Origin of the sequence: Streptococcus sp. FSL R7-0248 (assembly GCF_037967965.1) — a bacterium.
Taxonomy (GTDB): Bacteria; Bacillota; Bacilli; order Lactobacillales; family Streptococcaceae; genus Streptococcus.
The window spans coordinates 896,359-917,242 of the sequence record NZ_CP150201.1; the positions used below are offsets into that span (position 1 = coordinate 896,359).

Genomic DNA, 20,884 nt, shown 5'->3' on the forward strand with positions numbered 1-20,884 from the left:
AATAAGCTAAAAAGTTGTATACTTAAAGAGTATGCAACTTTTTGTTGTGGCCTGTAAATCGACAAGGAGACTGTTCGCACGAACGTTCAGCTTCTTGGACCGTCTGTAAAAATAGGCTCTAGAAGAGAGTCAAACTAAAAAGGAGAAAAACAAGCATGAGCGATATTAAAATTATTGCCCTAGGTGGAGTACGTGAAAATGCTAAGAACCTCTATATTGTTGAGATTAACGACTCTATCTTTATCTTGGATGCTGGTCTAAAGTATCCTGAAAATGAACAACTAGGTGTTGACTTTGTCATTCCTAACTTAGATTACTTGATTGAAAATAGAGATCGTATCGAAGGGATTTTCTTGACGCATGGACATGCCGATGCCATTGGTGCCCTACCTTATATCTTGCAAGAAGTCAAAGCACCAGTTTTTGGGTCATCACTCACAATTGAGTTGGCTAAGCTTTTTGTGAAGAATGCTGGCGTTAAGAAATTCAATAATTTCCATGTTATTGACGCAGAAACTGAAATTGAATTTGAGAATGCTGAAGTTTCATTCTTCAAAACAACGCACTCTATTCCAGAATCAATGGGGATTGTTCTTGGAACTGACCAAGGTAATATTGTCTATACTGGTGACTTCAAATTTGACCAAGCTGCCCGTCCTTACTACAAAACTGATTTAGGTCGTTTGGCTGAAATTGGACGTGAAGGTGTCTTGGCCCTCTTGTCAGACTCAGCAAATGCGACAAGTACTGAACAAACAGCTTCGGAAGCAGAAGTTGGTCAAGAAATTGACCAAGTCATTGCCGATGCAGAAGGACGTGTTATTGTTGCTGCAGTTGCCTCAAACTTGGTACGTATTCAACAAGTCTTCGATTCAGCTGCTGATCACGGACGTCGCGTTGTTCTTACTGGTTTTGACGTTGAAAATATTGTCCGCACAGCCATCCGTCTCAAAAAATTGACTGTGGAGCATGAAAAACTTATTGTCAAACCAAAAGACATGAACAAGTTTGAAGACCACGAGTTGATTATCCTTGAAAATGGTCGTATGGGTGAACCAATCGATGGTCTCCAAAAGATGGCTGTTGGTCGTCACCGTTACGTTCAAATTAAGGATGGAGATCTGGTTTATATCGTAACAACTCCAAGCATTGCTAAAGAAGCTGTAGTGGCACGTGTCAACAACGCTATCTATAAGGCTGGTGGAACTGTTAAGATGATTACGCAGAGCCTTCGTGTATCTGGACATGCCAATGCTCGTGAACTTCAATTGATGATTAATCTCCTTCGTCCACATTATCTCTTCCCTGTCCAAGGTGAGTACCGTGACCTTCAAGCCCATGCAGAGTTAGCCTTGGAAGTTGGTATTCTTCCAGAAAATATTTATATCGTTAAACGCGGTGATATCATGCATTTGTCTGAAGATCAAGGTTTCCTTCATGAAGGAGCTGTTCCAGCTGGTGATGTGATGATCGACGGTAATGCCATTGGTGATGTTGGTAATATCGTCCTTCGTGACCGCAAGGTCTTGTCTGAAGATGGTATCTTTATCGTAGCTATCACTGTGAACAAGAAAGAACGTAAGATTATCTCTAAAGCGCGTGTGAATACACGTGGGTTCGTCTATGTTAAGAAGAGCCGTGACATTCTCCGTGAGGCTGCTGACATTGTCAATGCTACCGTTGAAAATTACTTGGCAGGAGACAGCTTCGATTGGGGTGAACTGAAAGGAGCCGTCCGCGACGATGTGGCTAAGTTCCTCTTTGACCAAACCAAACGTCGCCCAGCTATCCTTCCAGTAGTTATGGAAGTCCGCTAATAACTGACTAAAACATAAGAGTGTGAGCGTGTCGCTTGCACCATAGACATTGAGGAAAGTCTCAACAAGACTTTGTTTTAAAATCAAAAGCTGGGGTGTCCCAGCTTTTCTAACATTAAGAAAGGAAAATACAAATGGCTTTTTTTCAAATTGAATACTCTTCAGATGTTCTAGGACAGTACCGTCAAGTAGATGTCATTTATCCAGACCGTGACCAGATTGCTGAAACGGAAAGTGATACGGACATTCCGGTTCTCTATCTCCTTCATGGGATGGGGGGCAATCATAATTCTTGGGCCTTTCGTACCAATATTCAGCGTCTCCTTCGTAAGACTAATCTTATCGTTATTATGCCTAACTCTGAAAATGGATGGTATACAAATACCAAATACGGTGTTAAGTATTACGATGCCATTGCTAAGGAACTTCCTCAAGTCATGCAACGTTTCTTCCCAAGTATGACTAAGAAGCGTGAAAAGACTTTTATCGCTGGACTTTCTATGGGTGGCTATGGGTCTTTCAAACTCGCCTTAACGACAAATAACTTTGCTTGTGCGGGTTCCTTCTCTGGTGCCCTTGGATTATCAGTGGAGATGATTACTGATGAAACGAGTGAGTCTAAGGAATACTGGCAAGGTGTCTTTGGAGATTTAGAAGGAAAAGACATTGAGCAGCATAAACTGGTCAATCTAGCCAAACAACATGACAAGAAAACCAAATTCTTTGCCTGGTGTGGTCTTGAGGATTTCCTTTTTGACTCTCAAAACAAAGCAGTAGCTGATTTGAAAGCTCTTGGTTTGGACATTGACTACCGCACGGACCATGGAAGACATGAATGGTATTATTGGGAAAAACAACTAGAAGCCTACTTAGAATGGTTACCTATTGATTACGTTAAAGAAGAACGTTTGTCTTAATAGGTCAAGTTTGTAACATCTTATCAAAGAGATTATAAAAGCTTAAAGTGATATTTTTTACTTGTCAGAACTATTAGAGCTTGATATACTAAGGGAAGTTTCGAAAAGGAGGCTCAATAATGAAAAAATTATTCAGAGTAATCTTCTATATTCCCAAACTTCTTTTACAATTTATTTGGAATCTTATTTGGGCTATATTTAAACTTGCCCTAGTGCTAGCCCTCATTGGGTATGGACTCGTCTACTATGCCAATAACTCTTCAAGTACCTTAGCCACAAATATTAACCAAGCCTTTCATCAAGTAGAGCTAGGGTTTAGTGGTACCAGTACTAGTGACGTTGAGAAAGTTGTCTCTAACCTATCAACGACAGATACTATTCCAGAGTCTAACGGAGCTAGATGGGCGCAAAATACAGCCAGCATCTATATACAATCTACAGACGAAACCTTGGTAGCCGCCTATAAGGAAGCTATCACCAACTGGAATAACACGGGTGCTTTCATCTTTACTTTAACTGATGATGCCTCAACGGCTGACATTGTTGCGACAGACTATTCCGATGCGAATTCACAGGCAGCAGGTTTAGCAGATAGTCAAACCAATGTTTTGACCAATCGCATCACTCATGTGGATGTAAAGTTAAATCGTTACTTCCTCTTGAATAGTGATTTTGGTTATACTCACAAGCGTATTGTTAATACGGCTGAACACGAATTGGGACATGCTATTGGCTTAGACCATGATGACTCTAAGACATCCGTTATGCAATCCGCTGGATCTTATTACGGGATTCAACAGGTGGACATTGATACGGTCCATGCTCTTTATGCTAATTAAGGAGGGGCTGTCATGCGCTATTTGAAACGCCTTGCTAGACGTTACCCCATGCAAACCTTCCTTTTTCTTTTCAATGCTGGCGTCTTTACTTGGTTGCAAACAACAGGAACCATGATTGCCAATCGTTTGGGCCTATCAGGTGATGGCATTTGGATTTATATTCCCACTTGGGTAAAAACGCTGACTAGTCATTCCATAGAGAGTATTCAAACCCTTTACAGTGCTTCTGGATGGAGTTGGCTAATCACCTCTATGCTTCTCACTTGGCTCTTGACTTTTCTTAGAGGTCTCATGAGAGCAGTGATTATCATTCTGTTAGTTGGTGTTGGCTTATGGCTAGTCTATCGACATTTTGAACTTTTACAAAATCTAAAACTGTCCTAATGGGCAGTTTTAGTTTCCTCTAACAAGTGACTTGGCTATCAAAACATAGACTAATTTCTGTAGATGAAATGAGATAGTTCCTTTAATAATTTCAGAGCGAGCTGTAGACAAGACTTTTCGTTGTGAGAAAAGTGCCTAAAGTTTAAAAGCTTTAGGCACTCGGAAGTTTTGAGGCATTAGGCTCAAAACTTAGCTATGGAATTCCGAAGGAAGTCGCTAGCGTCCGCACTCACCTAAGAAAAGTCTAAAAAGAAGAATTAATGTCAATTTAAAACTGCCAATCAGGGCAGTTTTTTTGAGTTATTAGGTCATTTATTTTCTGAAGAAATATGATATAATATAGCTAATTTATTATTTTGGAGGACATTATGGCTTTAGCAAAAATCGTTTATGCCAGTATGACCGGTAACACGGAAGAAATCGCAGATATCGTTGCCAAAAAATTGGAAGAATTGGGTCACACTGTAGATGTAGACGAGTGTACAACGGTTGATGCCGCTGATTTTGAAGATGCGGACATCTGTATTGTAGCGACTTACACTTATGGTGATGGTGAGTTGCCAGATGAAATCGTTGACTTTTACGAAGATTTGGCTGATCTCGATTTGTCAGGTAAAATCTTTGGTGTTGTAGGTTCAGGAGATACTTTCTACGATTATTTCTGTCACTCAGTTGATGAATTTGAAAATCAATTCACTTTCACAGGGGCGACTAAAGGAGCAGATAGTGTCAAGGTTGATCTTTCTGCTGAAGATGAAGATATCGAGAACCTCGAAGCTTTCGCTGAAAAAATTTCAGAAGCATTAGCATAAAAAAAGCAGAGTAAAGTCTGCTTTTATTGTAGTCAAAAATGGAGTTTTTATGAATGAAATAGAAAGAGATTTTAGGACGCAATCTCAACATCTTCTTTGGTCCGTTTGGCGAGGGCTCTTAGTGGGGGTGACGGCAGGAGCAGTGGTCAGTCTTTTTCGCTGGTTAATTGCCAAAGGGGCCGCATTTTCTGTAGCTATATACAAAGACGCCCTTCATAATCCACTTCTGATTTTGGGAATTGTCCTGGTTAATCTCTTGATTGCACTTTTTATTGGTTACCTTATTAAGCAGGAAAAAGACATCAAGGGCTCAGGAATTCCCCATGTTGAAGGGGAACTGATGGGACTCTTACATCCGTCTTGGTGGTCAGTATTATGGCGTAAGTTCCTAGGTGGAGTCCTTGGGATTTCAATGGGACTTATGCTGGGACGTGAGGGCCCTAGTATTCAACTTGGTGCTATGACTGCTAAGGGCTTAGCTGAGAGTCTTAAGCTCTCTGCACGTGAAAAGCGCTTCTTGATTGCTGCAGGAGCGGCAGCAGGGTTATCGGCTGCCTTTAATGCCCCGATTGCCGGTCTTTTGTTTGTCGTCGAAGAAGTCTATCATCATTTCTCGCGTCATGTTTGGGTGACAGCTTTAACGGCATCTTTAGTGGCTAATGCTGTTTCCTTACGGATCTTTGGTCAGGTTGCGGTTCTTGCTGTGACAGAAAAATTACCCGTATTTCCTTTGAAAGATTATTGGATTCTTATTGTCTTGGGGATTTTTCTAGGTGTGCTTGGATACGGTTATGAGTGGGTTGTCTTACGTATTGGCAAGGTCTACCAAGGGTTAGGGAAAATCTTCCACTTGCCATCTCATTTTCATGGCCTTCTGGCAGTTCTGTTTATCATTCCTATAGGCCTCTATTTTCCATATCTTTTAGGTGGTGGGAATGAATTGATTCTTGCCCTAAATGGTTTACATCCTGCTCTAACTGTGGCCATTCTTTATTTGGCTATTCGCTTTATTTGGAGTATGTTGTCCTTTGGTTCAGGTTTTCCTGGTGGGATTTTCTTGCCGATTTTGACTTTAGGTGCTCTTTCTGGTAGCGTCTTTGCGGTAGCTTTTGAAAATCTAGGATTCTTACAAGTCAGTCAGTTCCCTATTTTTATCATTCTTGGTATGGCTGGTTATTTCGGTGCGGTATCCAAGGCACCGCTAACTGCTATGATTTTAGTGACTGAGATGGTGGGTGACCTTCACCAATTGATGACAATCGGAGTTGTGACTCTGATTGCCTATCTCGTCATGGATTTCATGGGAGGAGAACCCGTCTATGAAGTCATGCTTCACAATCTGATTGCCCACGAACCAAAACAAGTTGATAATATACCGACGATGATTGATTTACCAGTTACAGATAGTTTAGCTGGTCGATTGGTTAAGGATTTAACCTTACCTGACGGGGTTTTGATTTCCACTCAGATTTTTCAAGACCAGTCTGAGGTTGTTCATGGAGACACACGTCTAAAAGCAGGAGCAACCTTATATTTGGTTGTTAATGAAAGTAATATCAGTCAGGTAAGAAAACTCTTTTTATAAGCAATTCAATGGCTTGAGGCTCTTTTGTCCTCAGGTCATTTTTGTTATAATGAAGAGAAAAAAGGAGGTCAGTATGGACTTAAATGAGATTCGCCAACAGATTGACGCCGTTGATAATGAGATTGTGGCTTTGTTGGAAGAACGTATGAAATTGGTAACTCGAGTAAGTGCTTATAAACAACGCACCGGAAAGGCGATTTATGATCCCGAACGAGAGCAGGCCCTGTTAGACAAGGTAGGCGCTAGTGTCCTTAATCCCGAATATAAAGAAGCTATCGTCGCAAGTTTTGCGGATATTATGAAGCATTCACGTATTTATCAAGCAAGTAAGCTGGAAAAAAAGTAGGCATCTAGAATGAAAGTAAAACAATTAAGTGATAGTCAAGGTCTTTCTTACTTACATTTAGTAATGTTAAGTCTTTATGCAATCTTGTTAGGGGTGCTGGTTGGACTGATTGATGCTGTTTTTGGGCGCGTGCTTATAGGACTCTCGGAATTCCGTGACCATCATATCTTTTATCTGGTCCCAGCACTTCCTTTAGCAGGCCTTTTGATAGTTTACCTTTATCAAAAGCTTGCTGGCAAGGCAGCACAGGGAATGGGCTTGATTTTCAAGGTAGGACATAATGAGGAGGATCAAGTCCCCCTAAGGTTAATTCCACTTGTGACTGTGACCACATGGCTGACCCACCTGTTCGGCGGATCTGCAGGTCGTGAGGGAGTTGCTGTTCAGCTCGGGGCCACAGTTTCCCATGCTTTTAGTCGCTATTTTAAGCTCCCTAATGCTTCACGCATTTTCTTGACCATGGGGATGGCAGCTGGTTTTGGAGGGCTCTTTCAAACACCAATCGCTGCGACCTTCTTTGCTCTTGAGGTCTTGATCCTAGGACAGTTAAGCCTTCCAATTTTAGTACCAACTCTTATTGCATCTTTTGTGGCTAGTACAACAAGCCATCTTTTAGGTCTTGAAAAATTTAGCCACTTTGTATCCGATAGTTTGACTATTAACCTTGGGACCTTTGTTAAATTAGCTCTTTTAGGTCTGGTCTTTGGTCTAGCAGGAAATCTCTTTGCTTATCTCTTATCAGTAGCTAAAAAGAAAGTGGAAAGTCTGCTACCAAATCCCTATTATCGTGTTCTATTAGGAAGTGTCGTCTTAACCTGTCTTCTTTTGATTTTGTGGAAGGGACGCTATACAGGTCTTGGAACGAATTTGATTGCTTTAAGTGTTGGTGGTGATACCATTTATCGATTGGATTGGCTCTTGAAATTGCTCCTTACCGTCTTTACCTTATCTCTTGGTTTCCAAGGAGGGGAAGTAACTCCTTTGTTTGCCATCGGAGCAAGTCTTGGTGCTGTTTTAGCACCAGTTCTAGGCCTTCCAATTCCACTTGTAGCAGGTCTAGGCTATCTGTCTGTCTTTGGTAGCAGTACCAATACCCTTTTAGCGCCTATTTTCATTGGCGTTGAAGTCTTTGGTCCCGCCAATGCACTCCCTTATGTGATTGTCATGGCTTTTGCTTATCTCATCAATCATAAGACGAGCATTTATGGGCAACAAAAAATGCTAGAAATGCAATAAGATACTAGACAACCTGATAATTTTTTGATAAGATACTAAGAGTGTGTAATGGACACACAAAAATAACGGCTAATCCGCTGAGACACAGAGGTTGCTCTTAAGATTAGTAAGATAGGAGTATATAAAAATGAATCCATTGATCCAAAGTTTGACAGAAGGTCAACTTCGTACTGACATCCCATCATTCCGTCCTGGTGACACTGTTCGCGTTCACGCGAAAGTTGTCGAAGGAACTCGCGAACGTATCCAGATCTTTGAAGGTGTAGTTATTTCACGCAAAGGTCAAGGGATCTCAGAAATGTACACAGTTCGTAAAATTTCAAGCGGCATCGGTGTAGAACGTACTTTCCCAATCCACACTCCACGTGTTGAAAAGATTGAAGTTGTACGCTACGGTAAAGTCCGCCGTGCTAAACTTTACTACTTGCGTGCTTTGCAAGGTAAAGCTGCACGTATCAAAGAAATCCGTAAATAATTTACAGATTTCACATAAAAAATCTGTCCTCGTGGCAGATTTTTTCATAAGTCCTCTTAGTTAAATGGATATAACAACTCCCTCCTAAGGAGTCGTTGCTGGTTCGATTCCGGCAGGGGACATTTTTAAGCCTTTAACCATGCGGTTTTAAAGCATTTTGTCCACATTTTTTTATCTTTTTATCATTATGTTCTTTTGGGGCTTGTAACGATAAGGTTTTAAGCTACTTTGCCCTAAATTAAAGCTAAATCTATTTGATGCCTAATGAACTATAGGTGTTTTTTTATAAGAAAAAACCTAGTCAGGGTTATCCTAACTAGGGCTCAAAATAGAATACAGATGATGTTAAGTATTCTGTTAACTCATTAATTGGAATTGGCAGTTGTATCTGTGCTTGATGAAGCTTGTGGGTACTCGTAAGTATTGTTATCAACGTCGTCAACCCACTCATTGCTCTGATCGGTTGAGCTTGCGTGATTGCTTCCTCCACCAGCACCTGCGGCAAAGGCTGCATCGTGACCTCCACCGCCTCCTCCGTTTGTGGCATAGGAGCCATCTTCTGGTCCGCCCCAACCTCGTCCACCTTCAGCAGGCTTGGACTTTTCTTGATTTCCATCTTGGTGGGATGTTTGGTTGTTTTGTTTTTGATTTGGTGCTTGAGCAGAAGGGGATGCTTGATCTTTATTTTCGTCTTTAGCATCTTTTTTTTCATCTTCTTTTGAAGTAGTAGTTGAAGATTTGGTCTTCTCTTTTTTATGAGATGAACTACTTTTTGATGAAAGGCTGTGAGAGATGTGATGCGTTTTTGCAGCTGGCTTTACAGGTTCTTTTAAATGTTTTGATAAAAAACCAAAGAGAAAGAAGAAAGCTAGCAAAGAGAAGGTAATGATATTATATTTTTTTCTTTTCAAATTGGCTCCGTTCTCAGTCATAGATGAAGAGTAAAAATTACAGTAAAAAACCAGGTTTCCCTGGTCATTAGTTTTAGCGGCTTACACGACGGCGAGCTGCTTTTTTACGGTTTTCTTCGATGAAAGCCAATTTCTTTTCTTCTGGTTCGATAATGGTTTTCTTAACTGCGAAGACAGCACCTGCTACAGTAGCAGCAGTTCCGATAACGCCAGTAGCGACACCTTTAGCGAATGAATGTTTTTTAGCCATGAGACTATCCTCCGTATATGTTATAATATGCTTATATTATCTAAAAAAATATCTAGAATAGCAAGTGAAAACATTATGAAAACCAAACTTATTGTAGTAGCTGGTCCTACTGCTGTAGGAAAAACAGCGCTTGGAATTGAATTGGCCAAGCGTTTTAATGGCGAAATTATTTCAGGAGATAGCCAGCAGGTTTACCGACAATTGAATATAGGAACCGCCAAGGCCACTCCTGAAGAGCAGGCGGCAGCAGTGCATCATCTGATTGATGTTCGCGATGTTGATGAGACCTATTCAGCTTATGATTTTGTGACAGAGGCAGAGGCTGCCATTACAGATATCGTTAGTCGTGGTAAGTTGCCTATTATAGTGGGAGGAACAGGTCTCTATTTACAAAGCCTTCTAGAAGGGTATCACCTAGGAGGACAGGTCGATCAGGAGCAGGTTTTAGCCTATCGCTCGGAATTAGAGCAATTATCTGATCAGGAACTTTTTGAAAAGATTGACAGTTTAGGTATTGAGATTAAAGAGATTAACCGTCGTCGTGCCATTAGAGCACTTGAACTTCATCGTTTTTCGGAGAATCTTGAAAATACTGAGACGACTTATGATCCCTTTCTTATCGGATTAGATGATGAACGTTCCTTGATTTATGACCGCATCAATACACGAGTAGATAAGATGGTTGAACATGGGCTCTTGGAAGAAGCCAAGTGGATGTACGATAATTATCCTGATGCCCAGTCAGCTCGTGGTATAGGCTACAAGGAGTTGTTTCCTTATTTTGCTGGGAACCAGAGCTTGGACGAAGCCTTGGAAAAACTCAAGCAAAATACGCGTCGATTTGCTAAACGGCAATTAACCTGGTTCAGAAATCGAATGACTGTTAAGTTTTATCAGATTTCTAGTCCAGAATATCCTGAAAATGTCGTTCAAGATCTTGAATTATTTTTAAATGAAAGGGAAGGAGAAAAGGTAGGTCAATCTTAGTTTTAAGAACCAATCTTTGCTATAATGGTAGTTATGACTAACGAAGAAAAAAAATCAGCCTATGAATTAATGCTAGCACAGGCTAAGGTGCTTTTTGCCAATGAAGACAATGCTTTGGCCAACTTTTCTAATGCCTCGGCTCTCTTGAATACAACTCTACCAAATTCTGTGTTCACAGGCTTCTACCTGATGGATAATGTAAATAATGAGTTAATCCTTGGCCCTTTTCAAGGTAATGTTTCTTGTGTTCGAATTGCCCTAGGTAAGGGTGTTTGTGGCCAGTCTGCAGCAGAAAATAAAACCTTAATTGTCGAAGATGTTACCAAACACGCTAATTACATCGCTTGTGATTCCGCTGCTCGAAGTGAAATTGTTGTACCAATGGTAAAAGATGGCAAATTAGTTGGTGTTCTCGATTTGGATTCTCACCAAGTAGGAGACTATAACGACGTAGACCAAGATTATCTTGAAGCATTTGTCAAAATTCTACTCGAGAAAACCGAGCTTACATTTGGAATGTTTGAGGTAAACTAATGTATCAAGCCTTATATCGTAAATACCGTAGTCAGACCTTTGGCGAAATGGTTGGTCAAAAAGTGATTTCAACCACGCTAAGACAGGCGGTAGAGTCAGGGAAAATCAGCCATGCCTATCTCTTTTCTGGGCCGCGTGGTACCGGTAAAACTAGTGCGGCGAAAATCTTTGCCAAGGCTATGAACTGTCCTAATCAAGTTGATGGGGAGCCATGTAATCACTGTGATATTTGTCGCGATATTACAAACGGTAGTCTCGAAGATGTTATAGAGATTGATGCGGCATCCAATAATGGTGTTGATGAGATTCGTGAAATTCGTGACAAATCGACCTATGCCCCAAGTCGTGCGACTTACAAGGTCTATATTATTGACGAAGTTCACATGCTCTCGACAGGTGCTTTCAATGCTCTTTTGAAGACTTTGGAAGAACCAACTGAAAATGTGGTCTTTATCCTAGCGACCACTGAATTACATAAGATTCCAGCAACTATCCTTTCTCGTGTCCAACGCTTTGAGTTTAAATCGATCAAACAGGGAGCTATTAAAGAGCACTTAGCTTCAATTCTGGAAAAAGAAGGACTGACCTTTGATGATGAGGCTTTGACTATTATTGCTCGTCGTGCAGAAGGTGGTATGCGTGATGCTTTGTCAATCTTAGACCAAGCACTGAGTCTGTCTCCTGACAATCATGTCAGCCAAGCCGTAGCTGAAGAAATCACTGGTTCTATTGGTTTGACAGCCTTGGATAGTTTCGTCGCTAACGTTCGCAATCAAGATACTACGCAAGCTTTATCAAATCTCGAAACCCTCTTTGATAATGGTAAGTCTATGAGCCGTTTTGCGACTGATCTCTTGGAGTATTTCCGTGATCTTTTGATTGTCAAAGCGGGTGGAGAGAACAGTCATCATAGTCCCCTTTTTGAAGAGAATCTTTCTCTAGAGCAAGACCGACTTTTCCAATTGATTGACTTGGTTACAAGTGCCTTGCCAGAAATTAAAACTGGAACACATCCTAAAATCTATGCGGAGATGCTGACTATAAAATTGTCAGAAACCCATAGTCAGATGTCACAAGAAATTCCAGGAAATTTACAAGAAGAGTTAGATAGTCTTCGTCGCGAAGTAGAAGGCCTACGTAAAGCTCTTAAAGAGGGTAAAGTCCAAGGAGAAGTAGCACCAACTCGAAAAGCCAAACCTGCTTATCAGTATAAGGTGGATCGTGAAAAGATTCTCACTATTATGCGTGAAACCATGGAAAATCCGCAGAAATCACGCCAATGTCTGGATGCCCTAAAGGCAACTTGGCCTGAAATCTTGGATTCTATTAGCCCACAAAATAGGGCCCTTTTGAATGGATCTGAGCCTGTATTGGCCAATCAGGAAAATGCCATCCTGGCTTTTAACGCTGCCTTTAATGCTGAACAGGTCATGAAACGCAGTGATCTCAATGATATGTTTGGCAATATCATGAGTTCAGCTGCCGGTTTCTCACCCAATATTATGGCTGTGCCAAAAGCAGAATTTGAAAAACTCCGAACAGAATTTGCACGAAGCCTCAAATCCAAGGAAGAATTAGAAAAAGAAGATCGTGAAGAATATATCCCGCAAGAACTTGAATTTCTCTCTGATGTTGTAGAAATAGAGGACTAAAAAGGTCCAGTGGACCTTTTTAGGTCCGAGCCTAGAAATAGAAAAGCGAGGAAGGTCCAGTGGCCTTTTTAGGCCCGATCTCAGAAATAGAAAAGCGAGGAGTTCTAGTGGACCTTTTTAGGTCCGAGCCCAGAAATGAAAAAGCGAGGAAGTTCCAGTGGACCTTTTTAGGTCCGAGCCCAGAAATGAAAAAGTGAGGAAGTTCCAGTGGACCTTTTTAGGTCTAAGTCTAGAAATTAGATAGAGAGGCAACCCAGTATTAATTATTTGATTGCTAAAGCTGATATTTGGAAGGTTTGTCCTTGTAAAAATGAAAAGAGCCTAGACTGCTTGTACTAGGCTCTATCTATTGATATAATAATCTTATGATTCAACAAATTTTGTTTATTACGCTTGAAACTATTTTTGAAACGGTTTGTTTTAATTACAGTTTACAGCACGGCTATTACTTTTTTACAGCCTTTTTTGGTTATTTATTGTTTCGTCGTCTTTGGACAACCTATGTTGTTTCACGCATTGCGCGTGCAGCCGACAAGTCTACCAAGAAGTAAGGCTCACTTCGCCAGCACTCAGCCATTTTTCCTGACCATCATCAGTAAGAACGAGAAGTTGGCCCTTGTCGCCAATTTCTTTAGCAACACCAGTATAAGTCTTTCCAGCTTGTTCAAAGGTCACTTGTTTGTCTAGAACGAGGGACTTTTCTTTATAGACTTTTACCAAATCACTAGTTGGAATGGTTAAAAAGAGCTTCCAAATTTCTGAAATAAGCTGGTTTCGAGTGATACTTGGTTTTTCAGAAGTAAAAAGGCTAGTAGCTTTATTGGCTAACTCTTCAGGAAAATCACTGATTGAGAAGTTAAGCCCAATCCCAATAATGACATCTGTGATGCGACCAGATTCGATAGAACTAATGGCTTCGGTAAGGATACCAGCCATTTTTTTGTTGTTGAGGTAAATGTCATTAACCCATTTGATTTCTGTATTGATACCGGTTAGACGCTGGATAGCTTTGACAATAGCTGCTGCCGCCATCATGGTATAAGGTGGTAAGTCAGCAAAATGACAGTTTGGCTTTAAGTGGATACTCATGTAGATACCACCTTGTGGAATGGCAAAGAAGTGACGATCAAATCGTCCTTTGGCCGCTTTTTGACTTGATGCCAGATAAAGTGCGGGCGTCGGATTATTCTTTTCCATGCCATGTTTAGCATCAAGTTGGGTAGAGTTAGAATCTGGATTAAAGTAGACTGGAATGTTGAGTTGTTTAGAAATGTCTTGAGGAAGAAGAATATCTCCCTTTTCTAAATAGTAGCCTTTCTTCCGTACACTTGTAATGTCAATTCCTTGTTCTTGTAGTGTTTGGATTGCCTTCCAAATAGCTGTCCGTGAGACACCAAGGCTTTTAGCCAAACTTTCTCCCGTCACAAAGTCAGGACTCTTCGATAAGATGTCATAAACGTGTTCATAAGTTTTCATATCCTAAGTATAATACAAAAGATGGTAAAATGCTCACTATAAATTATTGATAAGGCTTGATAATAAATAACTATATGACTAGACTGAAAAAACATGATATAATGGAAGGTAGTTATTAAGTCCCGATAAGGCAACAGTCATCCTAGGGTTGGCTGTTGGTTCTTTGTAACTTTTTAACGGCGTCTAGCTCTATTAGGAGTATAGCGTTTTACCTATTAGGAGACAGTCAAATCTGTTTTATCTAATACTATTTTTCATATTAAAAGGGGGACATTTTATATGTCAGAACGTAAACTTTTCACGTCTGAATCTGTATCTGAGGGGCATCCAGATAAAATTGCAGACCAAATTTCAGATGCCATTCTTGATGCGATTTTAGCAGAGGATCCAGATGCACACGTTGCAGCAGAAACAGCTGTCTACACTGGTTCTGTCCACGTTTTCGGTGAAGTTTCTACAACAGCTTATGTGGACATTAACCGTGTGGTTCGTGATACTATCGCTGAAATTGGTTATAACAATGCAGAATACGGCTTTGCAGCAGAATCTGTTGGGGTTCACCCATCATTGATCGAACAATCTCCAGATATTGCTCAAGGTGTCAATGAATCACTTGAAGTTCGTGGAACTGGTGACCAAGACCCACTTGATCTTATCGGAGCTGGTGACCAAGGTTTGATGTTTGGTTTTGCTATTGATGAAACTCCAGAGTTTATGCCACTTCCAGTTAGCCTTTCACATAAATTGGTTAAAAAATTGTCAGATTTGCGTAAATCTGGTGAGATTTCATACCTTCGTCCGGATGCTAAATCTCAGGTTACTGTTGAGTATGATGAGAATGACCAACCAGTACGTGTTGATACAGTCGTTATCTCAACGCAACACGATCCTGAAGCAACTAACGATCAAATTCGTCAAGACGTCATTGAAAAAGTCATTAAAGCAGTTATTCCAGCCGAATACTTGGATGACGAGACAAAATTCTTTATCAACCCAACAGGTCGTTTTGTTATTGGAGGACCTCAAGGGGACTCTGGTTTGACTGGTCGTAAGATTATTGTTGATACTTATGGGGGTTACTCAAGACACGGTGGTGGTGCCTTCTCAGGTAAGGATGCCACTAAGGTTGACCGTTCAGCTTCATATGCCGCTCGCTATATTGCTAAAAACATCGTAGCTGCTGGTCTTGCTAAGAAAGCAGAAGTACAATTGGCTTATGCTATTGGTGTTGCTAATCCTGTGTCTGTCCGTGTTGATACCTTCGGAACGGCGACAGTTGCTGAAAGCAAACTTGAAGCTGCTGTCCGTGATCTCTTTGACTTGCGTCCTGCAGGTATCATTCAAATGCTTGATCTTAAACGTCCTATCTACCGTCAAACAGCAGCCTATGGTCACATGGGACGTACTGACATCGATCTTCCATGGGAAAAATTGGATAAGGTAGATGCCCTCAAAGCAGCTGTAGGAGATTAAAAATATTTAATATAACTTTCAATTTAATAATATCAAAACAACAGAATTTAATTTTTTTGAATTCTGTTTTTTATTTTGAAAATGAATAATATGAATTTTCTGATTTCAGACACATGTAAACCCAAAGGATTGAGTAATTAAAGGGTAAAAACGACTAGCTAAAAATAAATTCTTTAGGTGAAAAACTTTGAAAGGAGTTGAAAAATAAGAAAAAATTGCTATAATAAGAGTGACGATGTAAATATGAAACTAGAGTCATTTTAGATTGATAGAGTAAGAAGAAATACCTTTAAATAAGGTCTAACAGGTGTTAGATAATCTAAAGTGATCTGGTTAGTTTGTGATTTCTTGGGGAAGCTAATCAACATAACAAGATATTTAATTAGTCAATTTAATCTATTCTTTAATAATATTAATTTTACTTAATGTTTATTTAGGATAATCTTGTTCTTTCTTATGTTTTTTGAAATCTTTAAGAATCTTCAAAAGAGATTCTGATGAGAGTTAGGTTATCACTCATTGGGGAGGAAGACATAGCTTTCAAAGGGCTTTCTTAAGAAAGGCATTACATTGTGGTCTTGAGAGTATTGGGAAATACTTGAGACTAATGATTAGAATGGGTAGAGAGTGTAGTTAAGGGGACACTCTTAAAAGTGGGGAGAAGTTTATGAATATTTTGATACTTGGTAATACTGCTGGATTAACAAACGATTTCATTTTGAAAACGTTTCCTAATCAAGCAGTTTTTATTTTTGGTCATACAGGTGTAAAGAACTCTCGTAAGAATAAAATCACCGTTTATACCAAGCATTATGAGAACAACCAATTAGAAGACGTTTTTGATTTTCATGATTATGATCAAATCATCTATTTTTCGGAATATCTCAATTACGGACATGAAAGTTCAGGGGAGATTGAAAATCTCATCAGATTGTTAGAGTGTCTTAAAGATAGAAAAAACAAACGATTACTTTATATCACAGGTCCTATCCTTGAGGATGGGAAAAGAAGTTTACAGACGACAACAAAGGATACCTTATTATCCTGGAGTCGAGAATTTGGGGTCAACCTTAAAGTTCTACATAGTCCCTTTCTTTATTCAGTTATTAATAAAGAAGATTATCTTTATAAACTGTTTGTGCGTTTAGATGACCATGAACAGGTAGAGTTAAAGGAGTCATCACAAAGTCAGGCGACTTTTATCAGTCTATCTGACTTGGGAGATTTGCTTCACAAATTATGTGAGCGATGGAATGACACCTATGAAAGCATTATTATTCCGGATCCTTTCCAACTGACTTTTGGGGAGCTCTTGCAAGCTTTGGATAAATATTTCCCTAATAAGCAGGTTCATTTCCTAGAGGAAAGAAGAATTAGTAAATATGATAATGATCCTGAAAAGCATCATGATTTGCGTGATAGGTTTGCTTGGTTTATGCGTTATGCTTTGGTGCGTGACTTGCCAGATATTTACGAAGACTATCAAAAACAGCGAAAAGGGTCTCTACGTGTTTCTAAGTTCCGCAATATCATAGATAATATCGTTAAGCAAAAGAGAAATAAGAAACTTGCTGCTGTTGTCGTGACCTTCTTAGTCTTTGAAGCTTTTCGATATATGACTCAAGGTCAGTTACAGTTCCAATTGATCGACCTACGTTTGCTCTTTGTTGTCTTGATTAGTACAGTTTTGGGCATGGGGTATGGCTTGTTCTCGGCAGTTCTTGCAATTATTGGTTTGACCATCAGTCAAATTATGTCTGGAACTAGCTGGCAACTGCTTCTATATAATACTGACCGTTGGGTTGCCTTTATTGCCTATATCTTTATCGCTGTGGTTTGTGGTTTTGTGGAAATGAAGAAGAAAGATGACAAGCTACAACTAGATAAACAGTTGGAAACAGTTAAGGAAGACTATCTTATCCTTAATCAATCCTACGATACATTACTCCATGAAAATAAAGACCTGAAAAATGCCTTGTTAGCAAGTCAAGATGGTCTTGGAAAAGCATATTCTTACTTTGTGACTTTAGATCATAATAGTGTTGAGAAGGTTCTTAGACAGACGCTTGATTTGGTTTCAGAAATTTTGAATGCTCCTGTTTCACTTTATGGAGGTGGTCCTTTCCAATACGAGCTTCTTTTGGGAGATAACGATAAGAAGCAAGTATCTTTGACAGATTTTAAAGAAATTGGAGAGGCCTTTGGTCATGGACGTGTCTGGGCTAATAAATCATTGCTTGAGAATCGTCCAGCGTATGCCATGGAAGTTAAGACCAAGGCAGAGGGTACTTTTATCATTTGGGTAGAGGCTGTTCCTTTTGAAGCTATGTCTACTAAAGTGTTAAACGAGCTTGAGGTTCTTTCAAAAATGAGTCGTTCTTTCATTGAAAAGGCAGAACTTCTTGAACAAGCTAGTCTTCAAGGGAGGGTTGCACAATGATTCCAGTCCTTATTACTAGTATCTTAACGGTTTGTTACTTCTTATCTATAGCACTTGTCTATAAGGCTATTGTCAGTGGCAAATCAGACTTAACAATTTTTTACTTGATTTTCCCGATTGCTTTACCTTTCTTTGGGGCAGGTCTGATTCATATGATTTCTAAACCAAATCCTGGTAGACATCGCCGTGGTCAAGAAGCAGTTGGTGGTAAAGTTAAAGATTTGACCATTGATTTTGGAAATATCGATGATTTTCAACGTCCGAAGGAATTGGCTGAAGAAGACATCGTACCTCTTGAAGAATCTCTCTATTTGAATAAGGCTAAGGAAGCTCGTCAACAATTGATGGGATTGGCTAATGATGATCCGTCTCATTTTATGGATTTGCTCTACTTGGCTCGTTTAAATGAGGATAGTGAAATCGTCCACTATGCGACAACCTTTATTTCTGAAATTTCAAGTCAATACGATGAGAAGTTGAGTGCCTTTGAGAAACGTTTTGAAAAGGGTGAAGAAGACCTTGACCTCTTAACCGAGTATTGTGACTTTATGGAAGACTACCTATCTAAGGAACTTCTAAGCAAACAAATGGAAGGTTTGCTTCGTAAGGAGTACGAGGAGCGTCTCTTGCAGAAACTTAGTCATGGAACGACTGCTACGGACTTAGTGAGAGTTATCCATAATGAACTAGCTCTTGGTTTTTATGACTTGGCCCAAAAGCATTTGACACAGCTTTCAATTAAATCACATGCGGATGATGTGTATTATTTGTATTTGGAATATTACTATCAAACCGGTCAGTTTGCTGAATTTAAGAACATGATTCGTGAGATGCAAGGCAAAAAGGTTGTTCTTTCTAAGGATAAGCAAGATCTCTTGAACTTCTGGCAAGGAAAAGAGGTGATGGCATGAAATTAGGTAAAAAAAATGTTATTCGCAAAGAAACCTTGCTAGGTGTTGGTCTTATTTTGTGTCTGGCCATTGGACTCTTTGTTCAAAAGAAAGGGGAATGGTACCCGACTCAAGGTAAGGAAGCCTATCTAACAGGAAAAGTACCATCTACGGCTTCAGTCGTCAAAAATTTAGATAAAGATACGCTAGTTCTTTATGATAGTGAAAATGAAACGAGTCAGAGGGCTTGGAAACAGTTCGAGCAAATTCTAAAAGATATGCGTATGGGAGCTAAGTTAGTCGATGTGGCTAAACACGAGTCCTATTCGCTTTCCGACTATAAAAAAGTGGTTCTACTTGTAACTGACCTTTCTCGAATGGAGGACCAGGTTCAGCCACTCATGGATTGGACTGAAAAAGGCGGTCAAACCCTTTTTGCAGTAACTATGGGGAAAGAAAGTAATCTTGATGCCATTGATCACAATCTCGGCGTGAGTTATTCCAACTTTGAGATGGATGAGGTCAAGGAAATCTACGTGGATCCTGATTTCATGATTGGTGGGGGACGCAATTATAAAATTGAAGAACCTTTTGAGTCAGCCAGAAAAGTCTCTCTTGAAAGTGATGTTAAGGTGCATGCTAAAACAACAGATGATTCTCATACACCGTTGATTTGGGAAAAATCATACGGCAGAGGGAAGTTTGTCGTTGATAACCTTGGAATCTATGAGCGTAATGTCCGTGGTATTTATGCCGCTTCTTATAGTCTTTTGACTGAAGCGACAGTTTATCCGGTAATCAATGGCTCTACCTATTATATAGATGATTTCCCATCACCTGTTCCAGCTGGAGATGGTCGTTTCGTTAAACGTGATTACGACATGTCTGTGTCTGAATTTTATACCAATGTTTGGTGGCCAGACCTTCTTAAACTGCACGAAAAGTATGGTATCGTTCATACAGGTGTGGTCATTGAAAACTATGAGGCCCAGACAGATGGTAAAATTGTTCAACAAAACGATTTAGATCGTTTCAAGTATTTTGGAAATTCACTTTTGGCTAATGGTGGTGAGCTTGGATATCATGGTTACAACCACCAACCTTTGAGTCCTTCATCTGTTAATTATGGTGAAAAGTATGCCAGCTACAAGACTTGGAAGGATAAGGCTGCTATGAAGGCCAGTCTGTCTGAGTTGATTCGTTTTGTCAACCAACTCTTTCCTAAAGCGCAAAAATCAGTCTACGTTCCACCATCAAATATTCTTTCAAAAGAAGGGCGAGAGGTAATCGTTAATGATTTCCCAGAAATCAAGGCTATCTCAAGTAACTATTTCCCAGGAGATTTCACTTATTCGCAAGAGTTTGAAGTGTCACCTGATGGAATGATTGAAGAGCCACGTACAGTTTCTGGTGCGGTTTGGGACGATTTCTCACAGATGACGGTCTTTTCTGAAATGAATATGCACTATGTCAATAACCATTTCCTTCACCCTGATGATGTTCTTGATGTCGATCGTGGTGCAGAATTGGGTTGGGCAAAGATGTATAAGGCCTTGGACAAGGAAGTTAGTTGGGTCCACAATATGTCACCTTCGCTCAGGAATCTAACAGGTTCAGAATTAGCAGGTGCTGTTCAGCGTTACGGTATTTTGAAAGTTTCTCAAAAATATACCAAAGACGCCCTAAAAATTGATCTTGAGAATTTTCATGATCATGCTTACCTTATGGTTCGTTTAAATCAAAACGAAGTTAAGAAGGTAAAAAATGGTAAGGTTACGCATTTAACGGGTGATCTTTACCTATTGGAGGCTACGAATAAGTCAGTCACCATCACATTAAAATAAGGCAAAATAGGGGAAA

20 protein-coding genes and 1 tRNA gene are annotated in these 20,884 nt (G+C 39.9%); 18 read left to right on the forward strand and 3 right to left on the reverse strand.

Annotation, left to right across the window (positions count from 1 at the left end):
• Positions 1-155: 155 nt before the first annotated feature.
• From NYE32_RS04375 to NYE32_RS04420, 10 genes are all read left to right on the forward strand, one after another.
• On the forward strand, positions 156-1,817 hold the full coding sequence (locus NYE32_RS04375) for a ribonuclease J (RefSeq protein WP_156685411.1): 1,662 nt from the start codon (positions 156-158) through the stop codon (positions 1,815-1,817).
• Between the two features lie 134 nt (positions 1,818-1,951).
• Positions 1,952-2,734: an alpha/beta hydrolase family protein gene (locus NYE32_RS04380; protein WP_061652391.1), complete on the forward strand. Its 783-nt coding sequence runs from the start codon at positions 1,952-1,954 to the stop codon at positions 2,732-2,734.
• Positions 2,735-2,853: 119 nt separating this feature from the next.
• Positions 2,854-3,573, forward strand: coding sequence for a matrixin family metalloprotease (locus NYE32_RS04385; protein ID WP_002890801.1), 720 nt, complete (start codon positions 2,854-2,856; stop codon positions 3,571-3,573).
• Positions 3,574-3,585: 12 nt separating this feature from the next.
• Positions 3,586-3,957 carry a hypothetical protein gene (locus NYE32_RS04390; protein ID WP_037600183.1) on the forward strand — a complete coding sequence of 124 codons (372 nt, stop codon included), beginning with the start codon at positions 3,586-3,588 and terminating at the stop codon, positions 3,955-3,957.
• A 368-nt stretch (positions 3,958-4,325) separates the two neighbouring features.
• Positions 4,326-4,769, forward strand: coding sequence for a flavodoxin (locus NYE32_RS04395; protein WP_002888085.1), 444 nt, complete (start codon positions 4,326-4,328; stop codon positions 4,767-4,769).
• A gap of 49 nt (positions 4,770-4,818) precedes the next feature.
• Positions 4,819-6,354 carry a ClC family H(+)/Cl(-) exchange transporter gene (locus NYE32_RS04400; RefSeq protein ID WP_156685410.1) on the forward strand — a complete coding sequence of 512 codons (1,536 nt, stop codon included), beginning with the start codon at positions 4,819-4,821 and terminating at the stop codon, positions 6,352-6,354.
• A gap of 73 nt (positions 6,355-6,427) precedes the next feature.
• Positions 6,428-6,700 carry a chorismate mutase gene (locus NYE32_RS04405; protein WP_110981194.1) on the forward strand — a complete coding sequence of 91 codons (273 nt, stop codon included), beginning with the start codon at positions 6,428-6,430 and terminating at the stop codon, positions 6,698-6,700.
• A gap of 9 nt (positions 6,701-6,709) precedes the next feature.
• Positions 6,710-7,936, forward strand: a complete 1,227-nt coding sequence (locus tag NYE32_RS04410) for a voltage-gated chloride channel family protein (RefSeq protein WP_156685409.1) — start codon at positions 6,710-6,712, stop codon at positions 7,934-7,936.
• Between the two features lie 127 nt (positions 7,937-8,063).
• A complete protein-coding gene (gene rplS, locus NYE32_RS04415; RefSeq protein WP_002883489.1) occupies positions 8,064-8,411 on the forward strand; it encodes a 50S ribosomal protein L19 in 348 nt (115 codons plus the stop codon).
• 50 nt (positions 8,412-8,461) lie between these two features.
• A tRNA-Arg gene (locus NYE32_RS04420) sits at positions 8,462-8,533 on the forward strand.
• Between the two features lie 243 nt (positions 8,534-8,776).
• On the opposite strand, the gene NYE32_RS04425 is transcribed toward NYE32_RS04420, so the two are convergent.
• Both NYE32_RS04425 and NYE32_RS04430 read right to left on the reverse strand, forming a co-directional pair.
• Entirely contained in the window at positions 8,777-9,322 is a 546-nt protein-coding gene (locus NYE32_RS04425) for a hypothetical protein (protein WP_148512654.1), read from the reverse strand.
• A gap of 73 nt (positions 9,323-9,395) precedes the next feature.
• A complete protein-coding gene (locus NYE32_RS04430; protein WP_002883513.1) occupies positions 9,396-9,572 on the reverse strand; it encodes a DUF3042 family protein in 177 nt (58 codons plus the stop codon).
• Positions 9,573-9,647: 75 nt separating this feature from the next.
• On the opposite strand from NYE32_RS04430, the gene miaA reads away from it, so the two are divergent.
• The 4 genes from miaA (at position 9,648) to NYE32_RS04450 (ending at position 13,296) form a co-directional block, all read left to right on the forward strand.
• Positions 9,648-10,559 (forward strand): tRNA (adenosine(37)-N6)-dimethylallyltransferase MiaA, encoded by a 912-nt coding sequence (gene miaA / locus NYE32_RS04435; protein ID WP_156685408.1) that lies wholly within the window; start codon positions 9,648-9,650, stop codon positions 10,557-10,559.
• 33 nt (positions 10,560-10,592) lie between these two features.
• Positions 10,593-11,093, forward strand: a complete 501-nt coding sequence (locus NYE32_RS04440; protein ID WP_339157103.1) for a GAF domain-containing protein — start codon at positions 10,593-10,595, stop codon at positions 11,091-11,093.
• Positions 11,093-12,745 (forward strand): DNA polymerase III subunit gamma/tau, encoded by a 1,653-nt coding sequence (gene dnaX, locus NYE32_RS04445; protein WP_156685406.1) that lies wholly within the window; start codon positions 11,093-11,095, stop codon positions 12,743-12,745. Before NYE32_RS04440 ends, dnaX begins: the two co-directional genes overlap by 1 nt.
• Before the next feature lie 365 nt (positions 12,746-13,110).
• Positions 13,111-13,296 carry a DUF3272 family protein gene (locus NYE32_RS04450; RefSeq protein WP_002883500.1) on the forward strand — a complete coding sequence of 62 codons (186 nt, stop codon included), beginning with the start codon at positions 13,111-13,113 and terminating at the stop codon, positions 13,294-13,296.
• Here the strand turns inward: NYE32_RS04450 and birA are convergent.
• The gene (birA, locus tag NYE32_RS04455) at positions 13,283-14,221 is read right to left on the reverse strand and encodes a bifunctional biotin--[acetyl-CoA-carboxylase] ligase/biotin operon repressor BirA (protein ID WP_048674638.1); all 939 of its coding nucleotides are present in this window, start codon (positions 14,219-14,221) and stop codon (positions 13,283-13,285) included. The two genes, NYE32_RS04450 and birA, sit on opposite strands and share 14 nt — an antisense overlap.
• A 279-nt stretch (positions 14,222-14,500) precedes the next feature.
• Here birA and metK point away from each other — a divergent pair, with 279 nt between their 5' ends.
• From metK to NYE32_RS04475, 4 genes are all read left to right on the forward strand, one after another.
• On the forward strand, positions 14,501-15,694 hold the full coding sequence (gene metK, locus NYE32_RS04460) for a methionine adenosyltransferase (RefSeq protein ID WP_155213003.1): 1,194 nt from the start codon (positions 14,501-14,503) through the stop codon (positions 15,692-15,694).
• A gap of 667 nt (positions 15,695-16,361) precedes the next feature.
• Positions 16,362-18,134 carry a DUF4118 domain-containing protein gene (locus NYE32_RS04465; RefSeq protein ID WP_156685405.1) on the forward strand — a complete coding sequence of 591 codons (1,773 nt, stop codon included), beginning with the start codon at positions 16,362-16,364 and terminating at the stop codon, positions 18,132-18,134.
• Positions 18,131-19,045 carry a hypothetical protein gene (locus NYE32_RS04470; protein WP_156685404.1) on the forward strand — a complete coding sequence of 305 codons (915 nt, stop codon included), beginning with the start codon at positions 18,131-18,133 and terminating at the stop codon, positions 19,043-19,045. The genes NYE32_RS04465 and NYE32_RS04470 overlap by 4 nt, the downstream gene beginning before the upstream one ends.
• The gene (locus tag NYE32_RS04475; protein WP_156685403.1) at positions 19,042-20,868 is read left to right on the forward strand and encodes a DUF2194 domain-containing protein; all 1,827 of its coding nucleotides are present in this window, start codon (positions 19,042-19,044) and stop codon (positions 20,866-20,868) included. The genes NYE32_RS04470 and NYE32_RS04475 overlap by 4 nt, the downstream gene beginning before the upstream one ends.
• Positions 20,869-20,884: the final 16 nt, after the last annotated feature.

What these genes read in the sequence shown, in the direction of transcription:
- NYE32_RS04375 (WP_156685411.1), top strand. Translation starts at nt 156, where the DNA reads ATGAGCGATATTAAAATTATTGCCCTAGGTGGAGTACGTGAAAATGCT.
- NYE32_RS04400 (WP_156685410.1), top strand. Translation starts at nt 4,819, where the DNA reads ATGAATGAAATAGAAAGAGATTTTAGGACGCAATCTCAACATCTTCTT.
- miaA (WP_156685408.1), top strand. Translation starts at nt 9,648, where the DNA reads ATGAAAACCAAACTTATTGTAGTAGCTGGTCCTACTGCTGTAGGAAAA.
- NYE32_RS04390 (WP_037600183.1), top strand. Translation starts at nt 3,586, where the DNA reads ATGCGCTATTTGAAACGCCTTGCTAGACGTTACCCCATGCAAACCTTC.
- NYE32_RS04465 (WP_156685405.1), top strand. Translation starts at nt 16,362, where the DNA reads ATGAATATTTTGATACTTGGTAATACTGCTGGATTAACAAACGATTTC.
- NYE32_RS04385 (WP_002890801.1), top strand. Translation starts at nt 2,854, where the DNA reads ATGAAAAAATTATTCAGAGTAATCTTCTATATTCCCAAACTTCTTTTA.
- rplS (WP_002883489.1), top strand. Translation starts at nt 8,064, where the DNA reads ATGAATCCATTGATCCAAAGTTTGACAGAAGGTCAACTTCGTACTGAC.
- birA (WP_048674638.1), bottom strand. Translation starts at nt 14,221, where the DNA reads ATGAAAACTTATGAACACGTTTATGACATCTTATCGAAGAGTCCTGAC.
- metK (WP_155213003.1), top strand. Translation starts at nt 14,501, where the DNA reads ATGTCAGAACGTAAACTTTTCACGTCTGAATCTGTATCTGAGGGGCAT.
- NYE32_RS04440 (WP_339157103.1), top strand. Translation starts at nt 10,593, where the DNA reads ATGACTAACGAAGAAAAAAAATCAGCCTATGAATTAATGCTAGCACAG.
- NYE32_RS04410 (WP_156685409.1), top strand. Translation starts at nt 6,710, where the DNA reads ATGAAAGTAAAACAATTAAGTGATAGTCAAGGTCTTTCTTACTTACAT.
- NYE32_RS04470 (WP_156685404.1), top strand. Translation starts at nt 18,131, where the DNA reads ATGATTCCAGTCCTTATTACTAGTATCTTAACGGTTTGTTACTTCTTA.
- dnaX (WP_156685406.1), top strand. Translation starts at nt 11,093, where the DNA reads ATGTATCAAGCCTTATATCGTAAATACCGTAGTCAGACCTTTGGCGAA.
- NYE32_RS04430 (WP_002883513.1), bottom strand. Translation starts at nt 9,572, where the DNA reads ATGGCTAAAAAACATTCATTCGCTAAAGGTGTCGCTACTGGCGTTATC.
- NYE32_RS04450 (WP_002883500.1), top strand. Translation starts at nt 13,111, where the DNA reads ATGATTCAACAAATTTTGTTTATTACGCTTGAAACTATTTTTGAAACG.
- NYE32_RS04405 (WP_110981194.1), top strand. Translation starts at nt 6,428, where the DNA reads ATGGACTTAAATGAGATTCGCCAACAGATTGACGCCGTTGATAATGAG.
- NYE32_RS04380 (WP_061652391.1), top strand. Translation starts at nt 1,952, where the DNA reads ATGGCTTTTTTTCAAATTGAATACTCTTCAGATGTTCTAGGACAGTAC.
- NYE32_RS04475 (WP_156685403.1), top strand. Translation starts at nt 19,042, where the DNA reads ATGAAATTAGGTAAAAAAAATGTTATTCGCAAAGAAACCTTGCTAGGT.
- NYE32_RS04395 (WP_002888085.1), top strand. Translation starts at nt 4,326, where the DNA reads ATGGCTTTAGCAAAAATCGTTTATGCCAGTATGACCGGTAACACGGAA.